The organism is Streptomyces sp. NPDC090025 (genome assembly GCF_044748125.1).
Lineage (GTDB): Bacteria > Actinomycetota > Actinomycetes > Streptomycetales > Streptomycetaceae > Streptomyces.
In genome coordinates, this window is record NZ_JBIVFL010000008.1 from 236,015 (window position 1) to 254,209 (window position 18,195).

Below are 18,195 nucleotides of genomic sequence, written 5' to 3' on the forward strand. Positions count from 1 at the left end.
TCAGTCCCCGGCACCGGACCCGTCCCCCGCTCCGTCCCCGTGGCGGGTGGGGCCGAGGTCGAGGAAGTGCCGCTTGAGTTCGGTGGGCACCCAGACACTGACCCGGCGCGGCAGGTCGTTCTCGAAGAGTTCGCGGCTCTTGGGCCGGTAGGTCGCCGGGTTGAGCCAGTTTCCGGGGTTCCACCAGGCAGTGGGGTTGTGCGGCGTGAGCGCGGCCTTCCAGTCGACGTCGAGGTGCAGGAGCGTGAGGTCGCGGCCGGTGGTCTTGAGGCCGGTGGTCTCGGCGTCGCGGGCGCTGAAGGGCGCCTCCTCCGTGTCCCAGGTGAGGTGGTCGAGGCCCAGCATGGGGCCGACGTTGTCGTGCGAGCCGAACGGCACGAGCTGTGTCGCGAGCTGGAGCCAACTGCCGGCGAAGAAGCCTTCGAGGACCTCCGTGTTGAATCCGGCCCTGGTGGAGCGGGTGAAGGTGTTCTTCAGCATCGCCTCGTCGACGCTGCGGCCGCCCTCGCGCACCTCCGTGACGTCCATCATCAGTTCCAGGTCGGCCCGGAGGCTGGAGAATCGGCCGGGCACCTCGATCTCCACGGCGACGCCGTCGGTGACCAGTCGGCCGAAGTGCGCACCGAGGAAGGGCTTGTTGACGACCGCCGCGGCCTGCCGGAGCAGGTTCATCCGCGGGTTGAACCAGCCCGACCCCGGCGGCGGGTCGGAGACGTGGTTCTGCCACAGGGCGGAGGCGTACGCGGCGAGGTCCCCCGCGCCCTGGACCCTCGCGGGGTAGGGCGCCGCGGCCGGCAGGACCAGCCGGGAGACCTTCGCGCGCAGGTCCGACAGGCCGGAGAAGCCGAGCGGCTGGACCGACGCGAGCAGCCCCGGCCGGAGCGCCTCGGCGCGGGCGAAGTCCAGCCCTTCGCGTACGGAGGACAGCGGCACGTCCACGGCGAGCGGCCTGGTGGTGATCCGGGGCAGCTCGGAATCCCAGTGGGGCGGGACGAGCCCACGGGACGCGGGGGTGCCGGGAGTCTCCGGGATGCCGGGCGCGTCGGCCGGGCCGGGGTTCCGCACCGGGTCGGGGGTGGCTTCGGAGAGCCCGGATTCGAGGTCGGGCACGTCCCGGTCGGACACGTCCCGGTCGGACACGTCCCGTTCGGGCACGTCCTGTTCGGGCGTCCGACGGTCGGCTCCGGGTGTACCGCTGACGGTGGCGGGACCCGGCTCGGGGGCCGTGGCGGGCCCGGGGGCGCCCTGGAGCCGAAGCATGGACACGTCGTGACGGGTGATCAGCGTTCCCGTCCGGGCAGGGGTGACGTCGTGGACGCGGACGCCCTGGAGGGTGCCGAGGGTCGCGGCGTCGATCATGGCGCTCGGGGCGCTCTCCTCGGTGATGCGGGCGGACCAGGTGACGGTGCGGGCGAACTCGCCGGTCTGGTGGGCGGCCCGGTCGAGAGTGGTGCCGAGGGCGGCCTCCTCGCTCTCCGTCAGGGCGGCCTTGCGGGCGGTCTGGCCGTAGTGGGTGAGGTTGAAGTTGTTCCACCAGCTGTTGAGGGCCCTGGAGTACGGCATGTAGCCGTACCAGCCCCGTGCGAGGTCCACGCCGTGCCGGGCGGCCCGCTTGCTGTTCTCGCCGCGCCAGGTCTCGGCCCCGTATCGCAGGCCGTGCCGGCTGCGGGGCACCAGGCCGGTGAACACCGGGTCGGACAGCTCGGCCCTCAGCTCGACGTGGAACGTGCGGTTGACGGGCAGGAAGGTCGGTACGTCGACGCCGGCGCGTTCGACGACGAGGCGCGCCCGGTGGGTGACCGGGACGGAGACGGTGTGTCCGTCGGGCAGCAGTTCCATGGCGGCCGCGGTGTTCAACGGGCCGAGGACCTTGCCGACTTCGTCGAGGACGGCGTCGGCGGTCGCCTCGTCGTACTCCGCCCTGATCCGGTCGTGCACGGCGTCGGTGAGCACGCCGATGTCCGGGGCCCGGTAGATCGACTCGGCCTGGAGCGAGCCGATCTGCTCCTGGGGCAGTTCGTAGGCGACGGAGGTGTCACGCCGTACTTCCAGGTGCTCGGGCATCAGGCCGAGTCCGGTGGCCTGGAGCGCGGTCATCACGGTCCGGCCGTGGCCGACGACGTCGCCGGTGGTCGAACGTCGCCCGTAGGTCCGCAGCCGGTCGGTGTGCCAGAGCGTGACCGTGGCCGTGAAGCGGACCGTGGCCCGCCCGACGGCCAGGGTGTCGGCCTCGATGGTGCCCCGGCCGATGTTTCCGCCCCGGCCCGTGAACTGTCCGGTGGTGTTCTCCCGCCGGTAGGTGAGCTGCGGTTGCGGCATCACCTGCCACGGCTGGTACGGCTCCGGCGCGGCGGGCTCGGTCTCCTCCGCCGCCCCGGCGCGGCGCTCGGCGTGCCCGCCGGGCTCCTGGTGGGGCAGGACCGGTGCGCCGAGCGACAGCGGCAGGCGCAGGCGCAGCCCGGCGAAGAAGCCGGTGGTGGTCTCCTTCGCGAGTTCGGCGGCGGTGCTCACGCCCGCGTCGCTGTAGGTGCCGAAGCCCTTCGGTACGGCGACGGTCTCCACCCGCTCGACGGCGGCCCGCAGTTCGACGGTGCCGTGCACCTTGTGTCCGGTGGTGGCCCATTCCAGGGTGTGCTGGTGGGCGAGTTCGCCCTTCCAGATCCTGGTCGGGCGCTGCCGAAGGGTGGGCATGGCCACGACCGCGGCCGCCACGGCCTGCTCGATGCCGGTGCGGGTGTGCGGCGACAGGCGCAGACCGAAGTCCTGGCCCAGGGCCTGGAAGAGGGAGACGATCTCGGCGGTGACACCGTCGCCGGCGGCCTCCACGAAGATCTCCGGCGGGAACTCCGCCGGAGGCTCCGTGGCGGACCCCGCCACGGACTGAGCCGGGGGCGGTGCCGCGTGCGGTGCCGCGAAGTCCGGCGCGGGCGCCGCCGCGTCCTCGTCCGGGGTGCTGTCGGCCGCCGACCACACCAGTCGCTCGGCCCGCAGCTCCTCGGCACCGTAGGGCACCCACACCGGTTCGTGGGTGAGCGGGTCGATCACCTTCTTGTGGGTGATGTCGACGGGCACGATGACCTTGTAGGAAGCCTGGACCGGCGGGGCGTGGTGCTCCTCCGGCAGCGCGGGCGGCAGCGGCTTGTAGACGTCCTCGCCGCCCGGCCAGGTGCCCGGCATGGTCCGCATCGCGATGCCGTCGCCCTCCGGGGCCGCGGTGTCGTCGGCGGGGGTCGCGGCCGGGTCGGCCGGTGCGGGTTCGTCGGCCGGCGGGCGTACGCCCTCGACGGTGAGGAGGAGGACGCTGTCGCCGGTGAACTCGGCGAGCCCGTCCATGGCGAACCCCTGGAGGCCGTAGGTGGCCTGGCCCGCGGTGACGCCCTTGGCGTCGACGTACCGCCCGTGCAGCATCGGCCTCGTGTCGAAGCCCTTCAGGGGGCCTGCGGCGGCCTTCCCGAAGCGGTACGTGGCCTGGGGACCGGCCCAGACGCCGAGGACGGTCGAGACGCTGAGCAGGTTGTCCTGCTCCTCGGTGTGGTTGACGTCCAGCTCGGAGTCGGGCAGCCAGGCGGACATCTCCGGAACGCCGGTCCGGACCGCGCGCACACGGACCGTGACGTCCTCACCGAACCGCCCGAAGGCGTTCTGCTTCGACAGCGGGAAGGAGTAGCCGTCGGAGGAGAACAGCTCGTGCTGGTGGATGCGCAGCGTCTCCGGGTGCAGCTTCCGCTTCAGCTGGCGCTCGTTGGTCCCCGCGAACTTGTTCGCCACCAGGCGCCCGACGGCGCCCTCCGTCCAGCCCTCCCGTGCGCTCGCCGGGTCCGGCAGGATGCCGGGGAACCGGTCCCGCAGCAGGGTGGTGGCCGCGTCCAGCAGGGCGTCCGCTCCGTCCAGTTCGGAGAAGCGGTGCAGGGCGCCGAACTCCAGGCCGACACCCTCGTCGAGGCGCAGCTCCGGACCGTCCCGGCCGTCCGCGGTCCCGGGGCCGGGGAGCTCGGCCCAGCGGTGCGCGTCCTTGCGCAGGGTGCGCAGCCACAGCGGACCGACCGCCGCGTCGACCGGGATGTCCTGGGGCCGGTCGCTGCGGCTGAGCCGGGCGTCGACGGCGAACTCGGTGACGGCGGTCGGCTCGCCGGTGTACCGGATGCCGTGCATCGCGGTCGTGGCCATGCCCATGCCGCTGTGCGCCGCCTCGGCGTCCAGGCTGGCCCAGAACCACAGCCAGGGGGTGAGCGAGTCGGTGGACATCACCTGGACGTCGAGGGCGAACAGGGTCAGGCTCGGCGGGATGTCCATGGAGTCCTCGTGGGCCAGCGCCCACTCCACCAGGCGCGTCACCCGGTCGTCGACGTCCATCCAGGTGGCCGTGTCGCTCTCGATCACCACCCGCGGCCGGTGCGGCCTCAGCCGGATGTTGATGGAGACCGGCGTGCGCCCGTCATGATCGCCGAAGGTGAGGTCGTGGCCCTGCTCGCGCGCGGCCAGGTGCACGAGGTTCCGCAGCCCGGTGTAGCCGAGCTGCGCCTCCAGGCGGCGGCGGGCCGCGCTGCCGGGCTTCGCCAGGTCACCCGCCAGGTCCAGGACCCGCTTCCGTAGTTCGCGCGCCCCGGGGAACGCCTCGACGGCAGAGTTCGACGGCAGCGGCACGGTGGGAAGCGCGCCCGTGACCGCATCCGGGGTGTACGGGGCCCGTACCCGCACCGGTGCGTTCCGCTCCCCGACGTGGCGGGCCCGCTGTCCGGCCGCCGCCGCGTCGTCGAGGGGGCGGGCGCTCTCCACCGACGAGAAGATGTTGATCGCCTCGGACACCGTCGGCGGGTTTTCGCCCCGCCACACGCGCGGCTCCGGGTCGCCGCCGAGCAGCCCCGCCGGCCAGAGTCGCCGGGCCGGCTCCTCCACCCGCACGTCGACCACGGCGTCGTAGGTGAACAGCAGCGACTGGTACGAGGAGTTCTTGACGGTCCGCTCCTCGGTGGCCGTCACCAGCATGTTGGTGGTCTCGACGTGCTCGCCGGTGACGACGGTCAGGAAGCCGGAGTAGTCCTCGACCGCGTCCATCCGGAACGGCTCGCGGCCCGCCATCTCCTCGATCGCCCAGGCGACGTTGAGGTTGGCGTCCGCGAAGTAGCCGTGGCCGTAGGCGCGTCCGGCGGCTCCGCGCCGCTGGGCGGTCTGCCGCAGCCGGATCTCGATCGCGTCCGACAGCTGCCGCCAGCCGCGCAGACCCAGGTGCACGTGGATCCGGTGGCCCCGCACGGTGAAGGAGTGGCTGTCGTTGACCAGCGACGTGGCGTTGCGGGTCAGCGTCTCGGACGTGGTGTGCCGGTCGATCAGCTCCCGGTCGGCGTCGCTCCGCAGGTGCTGGGGCAACGTCCGCCAGATCTCGGCCCGGATCGCGTCGACCGTGTCCGCCCTGATCCATTGCGGCACCTCGGTCCCCAGGACGGGGTTGTCGCCCGTCAGGTGGCGCGGCGGCGCGTACGCCGCTTCGGGTGTCCAGCCGTCCCGAACGCCCCCCTCGTCCCACGCGGTGCGTCCCCCGCGGGCGCCGATCTGCGCGCCGACCTCCGCGAGCAGTCCCTCCAGCGCCTCCTTCGCGTCCCTCAGGTGCTCGACGGCACGCTCGAACGAGGCGCGCGTCCCGGAGTCCGGGGCGAGTGCGGCGATGTCCTGCCCCAGCGGGTCCGCGGAGGTGAGGTGGCCGCTGCCCGTGGCGAGGGCGACCTGTGCCGCGGCCTGCGCGTAAGTGGCGGCGACCTTGTTCACCGCCAGGTTCAGCGCCGCCCGGGCGGGGGCCCGGTACCAGCGCGGGGCACCGTCCGCGTCGGCCGTCCCGGCGTGCGCCCTGGTCGGCAGCGACGTCAGACCGGTGAACGTCTCGACGACGCGGGCCGTCAGATCCGTGTACCACTCGGGCCGGTCCAGCAGCTCGCCGGAGAGCGCCGTCTGCCCCGCCGACTGCGCCGGCCGCGCCCTGCGTGCCTCCCGCCACGCCTCCACCGTGGCGTACAGCTGCCCGAGGCGCGATTCGACGGCGTCCAGATCCGCCGGGGTGACCGCCCGCTCCAGCGCCTCGGCCTGCTCGCCGATCGCCTCCCGCAGGTGGTCCCGGTCCGTGACCGAGTCGACGGGTACGAGCTCCGTCACGGTGGCGTCCAAGGGAGCGAGGGCGGCGTCCAGGAGTTCGGCGCGCTCGGTGATGTCCCGCTGCCCGGCCCGGCCCGGCCCGGACTCCCCCGGCTCCCCGGGCTCCCCGGGCGCGGACAGGTCCACGATCGGAGGCAGGGCCCCGGTGGCGGCGGGGGCGGTCTCCGGCCGTGCCGGGACGGGCGCCGGCCGGGTGGCGGCCACGAGGCGCTCCAGCACCAGCCGCATCGGGTGAACCGACCCGGGCGCGGCGGTGTCCCGGGCCAGCACGGAGACCGCGTACGCGTGCATGGCCGCGGCGGTCAGCGGCCGGCCGTCGAAGTCCGGTGCCGCCCTCCGCGCCTCGTTCAGGACCCCGTAGACGTCGATCAGGCCGCTGTGGAGCTGCGGCTGGTCCTCCATGGCGACCCCGTGGACGTGCCGCACCAGCCGGACCAGGCGGAGCGCGGTGTCCAGGTCGGGGATCCCCCGCTTGCCGACCAGCGGTCGCAGCTCCGCCGCGCCGGGTTCCGGTCGCCGTTCGATCCACTGGGGTTCGGGGACGTCGCCGCGCAGGTTGAGGGTCGCCTCGCGGGCGCCGCCGTCCGGAGTCCGCCCCTCCGTCAGGATCGACACCCGGGTGTTGGCACCGTAGACCCGGCGCCCGAGCTCGTTGGCGAGCTCTCCGCCGATGGTGAGGTGGGTGAGCGGATCCTCTTCGGGGCGCGGACGCTCGGCGTCGCAGGCGAGCAGCACGACGGGGTCGGCCGGCGGGCGTCCGGACAGGCTGGGCCGACGGCGCAGCACCTGCGCGAAGTCGCCTCGGTCGACCGGGTTCGCGCGGCCGTCGACGCGCCGGATCCGCACCGTCTGGTTGCTGGAGTGGGCGCTGAAGAAGTACGGCCGCTCTCCCCTCTGGGCCCAGGGCAGCGGACGGCCGGTGTCGGTGATCTCGTCGCCGGCGGCGTTGATGACACCGTACGTGCGCACGGAGTTCAGCGTGGCGAAGAAGCGCTGGGTCCCGGCCCAGAACTCCGGTTCCAGCGACGTCCGGCCGATGGCCCGCCCGTCGCGGTCGACGACCGTCTCACTGATCATGGGGTCGGGCCCGGTGGCGAGGGGGAAGAGTCCGCTGTCGCCGGCGTCGGACCTGGCCCACGTGCCGGCCGGCACCGTCCGGCGGTCCTCGCGGTGCGCCCCGAGGTGCAGTCGGGTGCTTTCCACGCCGTCCGCGCCCTGCTGGACGACCTCGCGCCGGAAGAGCGTGCTCGTGTACGACCAGGTGGGCCGGCCCACGGCGTGGGCGACCGCGCGGGGGGCCACCAACGGACCGCCGCCGGTGCCGGATCCGGCCAGCACCACGTGCACGTCGTCGGGCTGCCGTGCCAGTTCGGGGTCGAGGGCGAGAAGCCGCGCCAGTTCCTGGTCGCCCAGGTGGTGGTCGACGCCCTCGTGGTGCAGCAGAAGTCCGGACGCGTCCCTTCGCAGCATGACCGGGTAGGCGTGGCCGTTCGCGCGGACCCAGGGCGCGGGCGCCAGCACGTCGTACCGGAGCATGTCGACGGTGGTGTCGGGGACCAGGACCTCGTCGGTGACCAGTGTGCTCAGGTCCGCCGGGGTGTCCTCGCGCTCCCAGTTCCGGCCGGGCCTGCCGTGGGCGTCGAGGAACAGCGAGCCCGTCCCGAGCACGGGTATGAGGTGCTCCAGGGCCAGGTCCGCGAGGGAGGTCAGCTCGGCCGCCCGGCCCTCGACGACGACCGACTCGACCAGGTCCAGCACGGCGATGCGGTGGGTTTCGGTCACCTCGCCGCCGGGCGGCAGGTGCAGCACGACACCAGCCACGAAGTCCAGGTCCAGGGTGCCTTCGAACTCCGCGCTCCACAGCCGCTCCAGGTGGGCGACCACTGCGGCCTCGCCGTCCGAGGCCGAGTCCTCGGACCGGATCGAGACCGTGCCGGGCGAGCCCGGCTCCGCGGCCGACCCCGGCCGCTGGTAGTCGCGGAGGGCTTCGCGCACGGTGCGTGCGGCCTGCTGGAAAGCGGCCCGGCCGTCGGCGGCCGCGGCGGGAAGGGCGGCCTTCCCGTACGCGAGGTCGCTGTAGAGCTCTTCCAGCCGTCGGCTGATCTCCGGTGTCCGGAGCGGCGCGGACATGAGATGGGCGGAGACGTCGGCGGCCAGCAGTGCCTTGTCGGGGGCGGGCAGAACGGCGCGCGGGGCACCATCGGAGCCGGGCATGACCAGGCCGTCCGTGCGGGAGAAGACCTCCGCCATCCCGGCGACCAGGCGATGGTCCAGAATGTCCACGGCCGACGCGGGCGACAGGCGGTGGCGTCCGGCCCGTTCGTAGGCCGTGACCGCGAGCTCGCCCAGTTCGTCGAAGGCCGCTCGCAGAGCGCTGTCCGTCAAGTACACACGGCTGTCCCCCGGGTGGGCCGTGGCGGGATCGAAGTGGACGCGGTCCACGCTGTAGTAGCGGAGTTCGATCAACGCCATCGGGACATCGGCGTTCTCGCCGCCGTTGGTGTCCAGATCGGGGTAGTCCTCCATTCCGATCATGGCGAACTGGGTGACGCGGACCCCGGAGCGGGCGGCTCCGAGGAGGACCGTCTCCCAGTAGTCCTTGGTCGAGACCGTTCCGCCGTTCCACCTCTCCCGCAGGATGTGCCGCGTGGCGTGCGCGTGCTCGGGGAAGAACTCCCGCGTCACGTCGCCGAGCTCGTGCGCCTGGCTCTCGAACAGGGCCGTGAGGGCAGCTTCGTCGTCCGACAGAAATGCCTTCACCTTTCCGTCCAGTGAATCGCGCAGGACGTCGAGCGGGGTCCGGGACGCCGCCGGAAGCATGTTCTTGACCAGCCTCCCGCGCCCGCTCCTCTTCCACTGGCCGAGCGCGGCGACGTGGTTGAAGGCCAGCCAGGCGTAGCCGTGCAGCGCCTCCAGACCGGGGAGATCGGTCAGGAACAGGGCCTGGACCGGTGTCACCGGCCGGTCGAGCGTCCGCTGCGCGTACCGCGCGGCCACGCGGTCCGCGAAGTCGCGCCCTCCGTCCATCAGCCGGCCCAGCCACGGCTCCTCCAGGTGGGACCGTACCTGCCGGAGCAGGAGGCTCAGCCCTGCGTCGGGCACACCGACGGTGAACTGGGTGTAGGCGCCGTGGCCGGGACCCGCGGGAGAGGGCAGGACCCGCACCGGCGTCTCCCGCGTCATCTCCCAGCCCTCCTCCGGGGTGAGGACCTCGGCGAGCGGCAGGGCGCCTTCCCGGTCGGCCCGCTCCAGGAGCTGTCGGGTGCGCACATGCAGGCGGACTCCCACGTCGCCCTCCACCCATCGGCCGTCCTGCTCCAGCACGGCCAGCGGCGAGGTGACCAGCTCGGTGATCAGCCGGACCTCCGAGCGCGGTTCGCCCCCCGCTTGCGCGACGGCCTCCTCCCGCGTCCGGTAGAGGACGCCGTCCTGACCCCGGAAGAACTCGCGTTCTTCGGCGAGGAGTTCGAACTGGGTGTCAGGGTGTACGGCCACGACCTGCTTGGCGACCAGACCCTCTCCTTCGAGGACGTACTCGAACTCGGTCTCCCAGCCGATCTTCCCCATCTCGCGGTCGCGGGCGGGGTCGATCAGGGCGTGCGCGGGTGCGGCGGACTCGACATGCTCCGCGAGCGCGCCGGGCCTGACCCGGGCCGCTCCGTCGACGACCACCGCTCGCGCCTCGGTGGGCGCGATGGCCGGCGGCGCGTCGCCGACCCGGGAGGCCTGGACGTCGACCCAGACGATGGTGGGCGTCCCTGAGGCGTCGGCGGCGGGCAGCGCGTACGCGGCGAACGCGTGTCCCCTGCCGTCGACGCGTCGGGCGAGCACGAACGCCACGCTGCCGGGGCCCGTGTCCGCCACCGCCTTCGCCACCGACGTCCAGGAGCCGACCCGCCGCCAGCCCTCGCCGAGCGCCAACGGGCCTTCCTGCGGGCGGACGTCCAGCACGCCGTCGTCCACGGCCCGCGGTCCGGCGGGGGCCACGCCCTGCGGGAAGAGGCGGTCACGGAACGCGTGCAGGAGGATCAGGCACTCCTGCTCGGAGAGTCCGGTGGGGGACGGCCGCCCGGGCCCCGACTCCCCGTCCCGGTGCGCGGCCAGCACCTCCGCGACCGTCCGCTCCAGACCCTGCGGGTCCAGCACCCGGGCGACGCGCGGCGCGACCTTCCGCCGCACCTCCGCCACGATCTCCGCCCGCCGCTCGGCCGCCTGCGGGAGCGAAGCGGACGTCTGCGGCCGGATCCGTGGCGGTGCGGGGGTCTGCTCGGGGGAGGTGGCGGGGGCGGCGAGGTCCAGGCGGTCCTTCAGCCGTGCCGCCACCTGCTCGGCGATGTCCGGGCCCTGGGTACCGTGGGTGTGCAGGGCGTGGGCCACCCATGGGCGCGCCCAGTCGCGTCGGGCGGCCGCCGTCGGCCCGTCCGGGAAGTGGTCGCGGAGGATGTGCTCGGCGGCGGCCCACGTCTCGGTGAAGGCGTCGGGCGACGCGTCCCGCAGTCGGCGCAGTGCCCCGCGTACGTGCTCCACGGGCAGCGCCGTGGTGGTGATCGCCGGGCGGTGCGAGGGCCAGTAGTGCGGGTTGGGTACGAAGACGACCGGCGTCGTGTACCCGCCCGTCCCGGGGTCCGGCTCCGCGCCGTTCACGATCTCCGCGCCGACGATGAACCGGGGCGCGATGCTGTCCGGGTGGAGCACGGCGTGCTCGTTCTCCGTCGACTCCGTTCCGGGGAAGGTCGCCAGGACGTCGAATCCGCCGGGGGCGTCGACGAGCAGGCGGACGGCGGCGTCCTGCGGCATGTCGCGGAGGCTTTCGAAACGGGTGGTGGCGATGTAGCCCACGGCGTCGGGGTCGAGCAGATACGTCTCCAGGTCCGGGAGGGCGTCCTCTTCCTCGGGCGACGGGAAGCCGTTGGTGAAGAGGTGGTCCAGGAGCCCCGGGTCGTCGGTGTCCAGGTCGACGAAGAGCAGGCCGTCGTCGTGGCGGTACACGGGTACGACGGTGCCCTCCGGGTTGGCCCGGATCGTCGTGAAGTCGACCTCTCTCAGCGGCGCTTCGGCGGACAGGGGGTTGAACCGGGGGTGCGCGGAGCGGGGGCCGGTCGGCGGGACGAAGAGGAGCGGCGGCGCCGCGTTCCCCTGGAGGTGCACGTTCCGGTGCCGCAGCCACCGGGCCGACCGGGGATCGACCGACAGCGGGCCCTCCGGAGGAGTGAACGCGCTGGACACCGGCGCGGGCGACGGCGCCGCACCCGCCCGGGTGTCACGGGCCGGCGGGAACGCCTGCCAGGGCTGCCAGGACTCGTCCCCGGTCCGCACCACGTCCCCCGGACGATCCACCCCGAGGACCGGCCAGAACCCGCCGTCATCCGCACCCTGGTGCACCCGGCCCATCGGAGCGAACACATACGCGCCCAACTCACCCGCCAGAAGCTCCGCCATGCTCGGCGTCCGCGACAACACCTCCCCCGCGTCCACAGCACCCCTCGGCGCCACCTCCGCCACATCACCCACACCCGCGTTGTCCCAGACCAGCACCACCGGCTGACCCTCCCCATACGAACGCCCCTCGGCATCCGGCGTCCCACGCACCCACCCCGCCAACTCCCGCGCGTCCACGTCCGCACCAAAGGCCCTGGCCACCGGGTCGTACATCCTCACATGCGGACCAAAACCCCCCGCATGCACCACGAACGGCCGCCCACCAGGAGTCCGATCCTCGATCAACCCCGCCAGCACACGATCCGGCACGAACGGAAAACGCATCCGCGCATCCCCCGGCCCGTCCAACGAGATCGCCCCCGAGAACAACGACGACCCCACCCCCACCCGCTTCCGCCCCGGCACAGCAGCCGAGAAACGCATGAAGGGCTCATCGGGGATGTCCGGGTCGTCCGAGATGACGGCCAGTTCACCTCCCGACAGTACGGCCAGCAGGTACGGCGCGGCGTAGGTGGCGTCGCTGTCCAGTGCGTCGGCGACCGCTTGCGCGGCCTGGGTCGCCAGGAGCGTCTCCTCGCCGGCCGAGCAGCCGGCGATGACGATGTTGGGTTCGGTGCCGCGAAGTCGCCAGGACATCATGAACTCCCTGAACTCCGGCATCCGCCGCAGCAGGTTCGTGATCGTCTCGGGCGGTACCTCGACCGTTCCGTGTTCGCGGGTGGCGGGCATGAAGCTGTCCGGAGTCGCGTGCAGTTCGAGATAGGCCGTGGGGCCGCGCCACTGGTGGTTCTTCGGCCCGACGTGTTCCTGCTCGCCCGTCTCCGGGTGCCGCGAGGTGATGTGCAGCAGGAGGCCGGCCCGGTCCGGATTGTGCCGCTTCCATCGGGCGGGTGTCACCCGGTTGAAGTAGTCGTCGTGCGCGAGCATCGAGAACACCTTGGCGTGCCGGACGGCGGTGTCCATCACCCGTATCTGGAACGTCTCCGTCGTCAGCGAACCGGGGTGCTCCGCGGCCCAGTCCGCCACCCGGTCCTCGGCCGCGTCCGGATCGCCTTCGGGCCCGTGCAGCGCGTGGGCGACCGACATGAGCTTCTGGTGCCGCTCGGAGTCGCTGAGGCGGTACGCAGTCCATTGCGCATAGGTGTCGTCGATGAGTTCGTAGGCTTCCTCCAGTGCCTCCCTGAGCTGTTCGGTGTCCGGCAGCGACGTCCGCAGTTCCTCCTCGTCCCGAAGCTGGGCGGCCAGCTTCTCCGCCGGCCCGGCTCCGTGGAACCAGAGTTCGTGGGTCACCAGTTGCACCGCGGCGTCCTGCCGCTCCGCACCGACCCGCTCCCACACCGGTTCCTGGGCGAGCGCCTCGCGGACGCGTGTCCGCAGCTCCGCCAGCCCTTCGGGCGTGAGGTGGAGATCCGCCAGTCCCTCCTCCGCGAGATCGCGCGGCGGGGTCTCCGCCGCGAGGCGGAGCGCCAGCGCCTCCCGTGCGGCCGGTCCCTCCGCCGCCGCGCGTTCCAGAGCCGTCCTCGCGTGGAGCGCCGCCGCGGGGCGGTTCTGGGCGTGCTCGGTGATCGTGCGCATGGCGAAGTCGACGACGTCGTCCTGCGTCGGGCGCGTCCATGTGCCGGCGGCCCCGGCGGCTTCGTCGGGTGCGGGTACCTCCGTCCCCGGCCCGGGGGCGTCGTCGGACCGTGGGAGCGTGACACGGGTCCATGCGGTCTCCGGTCCGGTGTGGACGCGGACGGTCCCGTCCTGGCCCGTCTCCAGGTGGGAGCGTCCGGTGGCGACCCAGACCGCCGTGTCGGTCAGGTACGAGAGGTGGTCGGCGAGGTCGTCGAGCCCCTCCGCTCCCCCGGTCCCGATCAGGACGAACGCCTCGGGGGCCGGTCGGGCCGCGTGGGCGGGCCGGACCGCCGCCATGATGCGGTCCGCCGCCTGGTCGGGGGCGTACTGCTCCACGACGCCGTCCTCGCCGCGCAGCGACACGGAGTCGCCGTCGGTGTCGACGGCGAGGAAGCGGACGCGTTCGCCCGCCCAAGGTGCCGGGACCGGCTCGGGGCGTCCCGCCCCCGGGTAGGTGTGGCGGGTGTCGACCCGGGTGCCCGGCCGCCGGTTCCGGTCCGGGCGCAGATCGGTCAGTGCCTCGGCCTCGGGACGGGGCGAGCCGGCACCGGTGAAGCCGGTTTCGGGGAGCGGTGCGGCACCCTGCCGTCGGTCCGTCCTCGGCCGGCCCGAGAGCCAGCTGCCGGGCATCACACTCCGGACGGCCCGCGTGGGACGCTCCCCCGCGTCCCCCGTGTCCTGGGCGCCCTCTGTGTCCTCTGTGTCCTCGGCGTCCTGTGTGGCCTGTGTGGCCTGTGTGGCAGCCGTGCCGGGAGTCGGGGCGAGCCGGAGGAGTCGCTGGGCGCGTTCCTCGGGGGCGAAGAAGGTGAGGGCGTCCCGCTCCACGGTGACCTGGACGCCGACCCCGGGGCCGTCGGACCACTCCAGGCCGATGTTCCAGCGGGCGCGGCCCACGGACAGCTGGGCGAACCTGCGCTGGTCCGGGTCGGCCAGTTCCTCGCCGACGGTGCCCATCGACTTGTCACCGCTCTCCATCATGGTGGAGAGACCGCCGCCGCTCTGCCCGGTCCCCCGGCCCCGGGTGAGGTCCGGGCCGGCGCCGGGACGCAGGACGTCGGGGCCCTCGCTGGCCAGGCCGGCGCGCAGGCCCAGGGAACCGGTGAGGCGCAGGGCGGCGTCGACGGCGCCGCCGACGGAGCGGTGCGAGCGCCTGAAGTCCTTCACGATGGTGCCGGTGAGGGGGTCGGCACCGGGGCCGTGCGTGGGCGTCAGGTCGTCGTGGTCCAGGGACAGGACGAGGGTGACGCCTTCGTTGACGAACATGCCGGGGACGGTCAGGGGGACGCGGACGGTGCCGCCGCCGAGCAGGTGTACGGCGCGCTGGTGCAGGAAGGCCATGCTGAAAACGGCGGCGAGCCGGCTCTCCAGGTGGGCACGGGCTCCGTGCCAGCTGGTGCTCCCGAGTGCGGGGGCGGTGTTCTCCGCCAGCAGGTTCTCCGCGTGGGTCAGCAGGTCGCGGAGGCCCGCGATGGTGCCGATGAACGCCTCGGTGAGGTCTTCGGGGGCGGGTCGCAGCCCGCTGCGGGGCCCGGCCCGGTGCGCGGGGACCGAGGTCGGCGCGGGTCGGCCGGGGCCCGTGGCGGGTTCGGGCCGCATCGCGTGCTGTGCGTGGGCCAGGACCAGCGGTTCGTCGAGGCGGGTGTCGACGAGGGTGTGCCGGCGCTGCTTGCCGACCAGGGAGAGGACCGGGCCGATCATGCCGGTCGACGCGGTCGCCGCCCAGTGGTGGTCGAGGGTGATCGTGACACGGACGTCGTAGGCGACGAGGGCGGGGGTGTCCACGTGCAGCAGGCCGGAGCTGCGCGTCTGCCCGTACGAGGAGTTCAGCGACCGGCCGCGCGCGTAGGCGGCGCCCGCGCCGACACCGCCACCGCCGTCCACGACCGGTTGGGTCGGGTCGTGCGGCGTCCGCCCGTAGTTCCAGCCGACGTTGCCGGAGTGCGACCAGGCGTACGAGGTGGCGTACGCGGTGTCCTCACGACGCACGTTCTTGCCCTCCAGGACGTGGAGGGTGTCGCTGTCGCCGGTGTACCGGGGGGCGGTCAGCTCGACCTTGGCGGTGACGGCGGCGAGCGCCGTGGACAGGGCCCCCCGGTAGGGCACCACGAGCCGCAGCACGCCCGAGACCATCGGCTCCATCGCGGCCTTGGCGCCCTGTCGGGTGCCCAGCGCGGCGTACAGCCGTGTCAGGACGAGCTCCGCGTGCTCGACGTCCAATTCGCGGAAGAGCGTCCGGCGGGCCTGTTGGACGGCGGGCCGCAGGTCGGGGATGTCGTGCAGGACGGCGTGGCCCAGGCCGTCGGCCGGGTGGGTGGCGGGGTGCGGTCCGTCGGCGCCCGTGCCGTCGGGCACCGGGGAGAGCCGTTCGGGTACCGGGGAGAGCCGCGAGGGTCCGGCCTGGGCGGGTGTGTCGTCGGACTCGGCGGAGCCGCGCCCCCGGCCCGGCCCCTGGTCGCGCATCCGCTGGGCGAGCCCGGCCGGCATCACCAGCAGGGCGTGGGCGTTCTCGATCGTCCGCCGGGCGGTGCGCCCGCTGTAGCCGTGGGCGGTGGCCGGGTCGGTCCCCAGCGGTACGGGGCTGCGTGAGGACCGGGTGGCGACGAGCCGGTACTCCATCCGGGCGTGCAGGTGCTCCTGGGCGCCGAGGACGATGTCGACGCGGTCGCTCTGTCCCTCGGCGCTCGTCGTCACCGTGGACGGCGTGCCTTCCCCGTAGCGGTAACCGGCCGTCGGGGTGTGCGAGTTGGCGGTGGCGGCGGCCCGCTCGTCGGCCGTTCCCGCGTACTGGGGAGGGCGGGGGTCGGAGGTGAACGAGGCGTTGAAGCCGACGGATCCGCTCCAGCCGACCAGGTCGCGGGTCGCGCTGTCGCTGACGGACGCCGTGGTCAGTGTGTGGTCGTACTGGTACGAGGTCTGGCTGACGCCCCGGGTCGTCAGCTCCTTGACGACCGCTCGGAGACTCAGTTCGACACGGACCGGCATGGCGAGGCTGTCCCGGCCGACCCAGCGGGTCCAGAACGGGTGACTGCCGCCGATGAAGTCCTCCACCCGGGACCCCATCGCGTTGAGAGCCGTGTGCAGGGCCACCCGGTCGGCGGGCTCGAGGTCCACGTCGAGTTCGGTGAGGAGTTCCTCGGCGGCCGTGTGCATGCGGCTGGTGTCCGCCATGAACAAGGTGTGCAGTGGCGGGCGCTCGTTCATGGCGGGCCGGTGGACGACGGGCCGCGGAGGCCGGTCCGGGTCGAGCACGCGGGCGGCGATCCGGGTGTCCGGGTCGAGGTGGGAACGCATCGCGACGGATTCGTGCCACCGCCCGTCCGGCCCCCGCTCCTCCAGCAGGTCGTCGGCGACCATCAGGCGCACGTGCAGCGGGACGGGCGCGCCGGGGGCCGCGCCGGCCCGGCCCTCCTCTGCCTCGGTCAGCTCCGAGCCGGGCGCCGGGGCGGCGGTCGTGGACCGGGTGGCGGTCAGTTCCATGACGTCGCCGCCGTCCGTGACCCGGCCGGGGACGTCCTGCGGGGTGACGGGCGGGGGCGTGGGGCGGCCGGTGCGGGACACGGTGACGTGGATGCCGACCGTGCCTTCGAATCCGGTCATGAACCGCGAGCCGCCGCCCGAGGCCCCGCCCACGGAGAACCCGCCGCCCGTGCTCGCGACCCAGCTGGTCCCCACTCGGGGCGCGAGGCGGCCGCCCACGCCGCGGAACCTGAACTGGTCGGGTGTCGAGCTGTAGTTCAGGGGGAAGTCGAAACCGCCCTCCAGGGACGTCGACGTCGACCGGTCGCCCTGCAGCTCGTAGAAACCGCCGTAGTACGTCTCGCTGTTGCCGTCCCACATGCCGCTCCGGGTGAAGCCGCCCGGCTCCAGCGTCCCGGAGAGGGTCAGGACCATCTCCCGCGGCCCCGTCGCCCCGGGTCCGCTCAGGACGACGGAGATCCCGCCGTTGAGGATGTCGTGCAGACGGGCCGCGAGGGGTTCCGGGCGCACCAGGTTGGTCACGGTCATGAGATTCGTGTGCTCGTGGGGCCGCGCTCCGCGCCGCTGGTCGGCCGGTGGCAGCAGGTCCGGCGCCGCCGCGCGGACGGCGCCCAGAACCCGGTCCATCAGGTGGCGGGCGTCGTCGTCCGCCACCGAATCGACCCGGCTGAGCTGCGGCAGCCAGCTGCCGAGCGCGGGCGCGAGCCGCAGCCGCCGGTCGGGCGCGGTCCGGGCGTGCAGTTCGACGTTGCCGGCCTGCGGTCCGTCGACGGTGGCCCGGGGCACGGGGAGGCCGTCCAGCAGGCCCAGCCGGACGGCGTCCTGGAGGAGGACCCGCAGCCGGGCGGTGCCCGCCACGGTCCGCGCCCGGCCGCCGCCCTGGACCGTGGTGCTGGTGCGCCCGGCGAGGACCACGGTGGGCTCCTCCAGCTTGACCTTGTGCAGGGTCACCGAACCCGCCTGCTGGCCCGGGTCGGACACCCCCACCGAGCGGCTGCCGCCGAGCGCCGGGGCGGACACCGTGGAACCGAACTGCCCGGTGCCCGCGCCCCACAGGCCCGCCGCCGAGAGCGACAGCACGTCACTGGCGCCGATCCGGTGGGCGACGTTGTCGACGTTCACGTCCTCGGTGTCGATGTGGACCGTCCAGTCGACCCGCGGCGTGCCGTCGTCGTCGGTCACCAGCTCCACGTCGTGGAAGACGGTGCTCAGTTCGACGAACTCGACCGTCCCGCCCCCCGTGTTGAAGGGGACGGAGAGATAGCCGCCCGCCATCGCCCGGTGCAGGGCTCCGGCGATGGAGTGGACCGCCGTGAACGCGTCGACCGCGCTCTTCTCCGGCGTCCCGACCCGGGACATCGACGCGGGCAGCACGGAGAACACGGCCCGGCGCACCTGCTCGGTGTGGTCGAAGGACTCGACGACCGAGGTACGCGGCACCCGCAGCGGCCGTACGAGGTCCTGGTCCGCCGCGTCCCGGTCCGTGGCGCCCTGATCCGTTGCGCCCTGATGCGTTGT

At 73.6% G+C, this 18,195-nt stretch carries 1 protein-coding gene (running past one end of the window); it reads right to left on the reverse strand.

The features are described from left to right. Positions 1-18,195, reverse strand: the 3' end of a protein-coding gene (locus ACIPXM_RS20630; protein WP_401657333.1) for a hypothetical protein. 33,456 nt of this gene lie beyond the right edge of the window; the window shows 18,195 of its 51,651 coding nt (coding positions 33,457-51,651); its start codon lies beyond the right edge, outside the window; its stop codon occupies positions 1-3.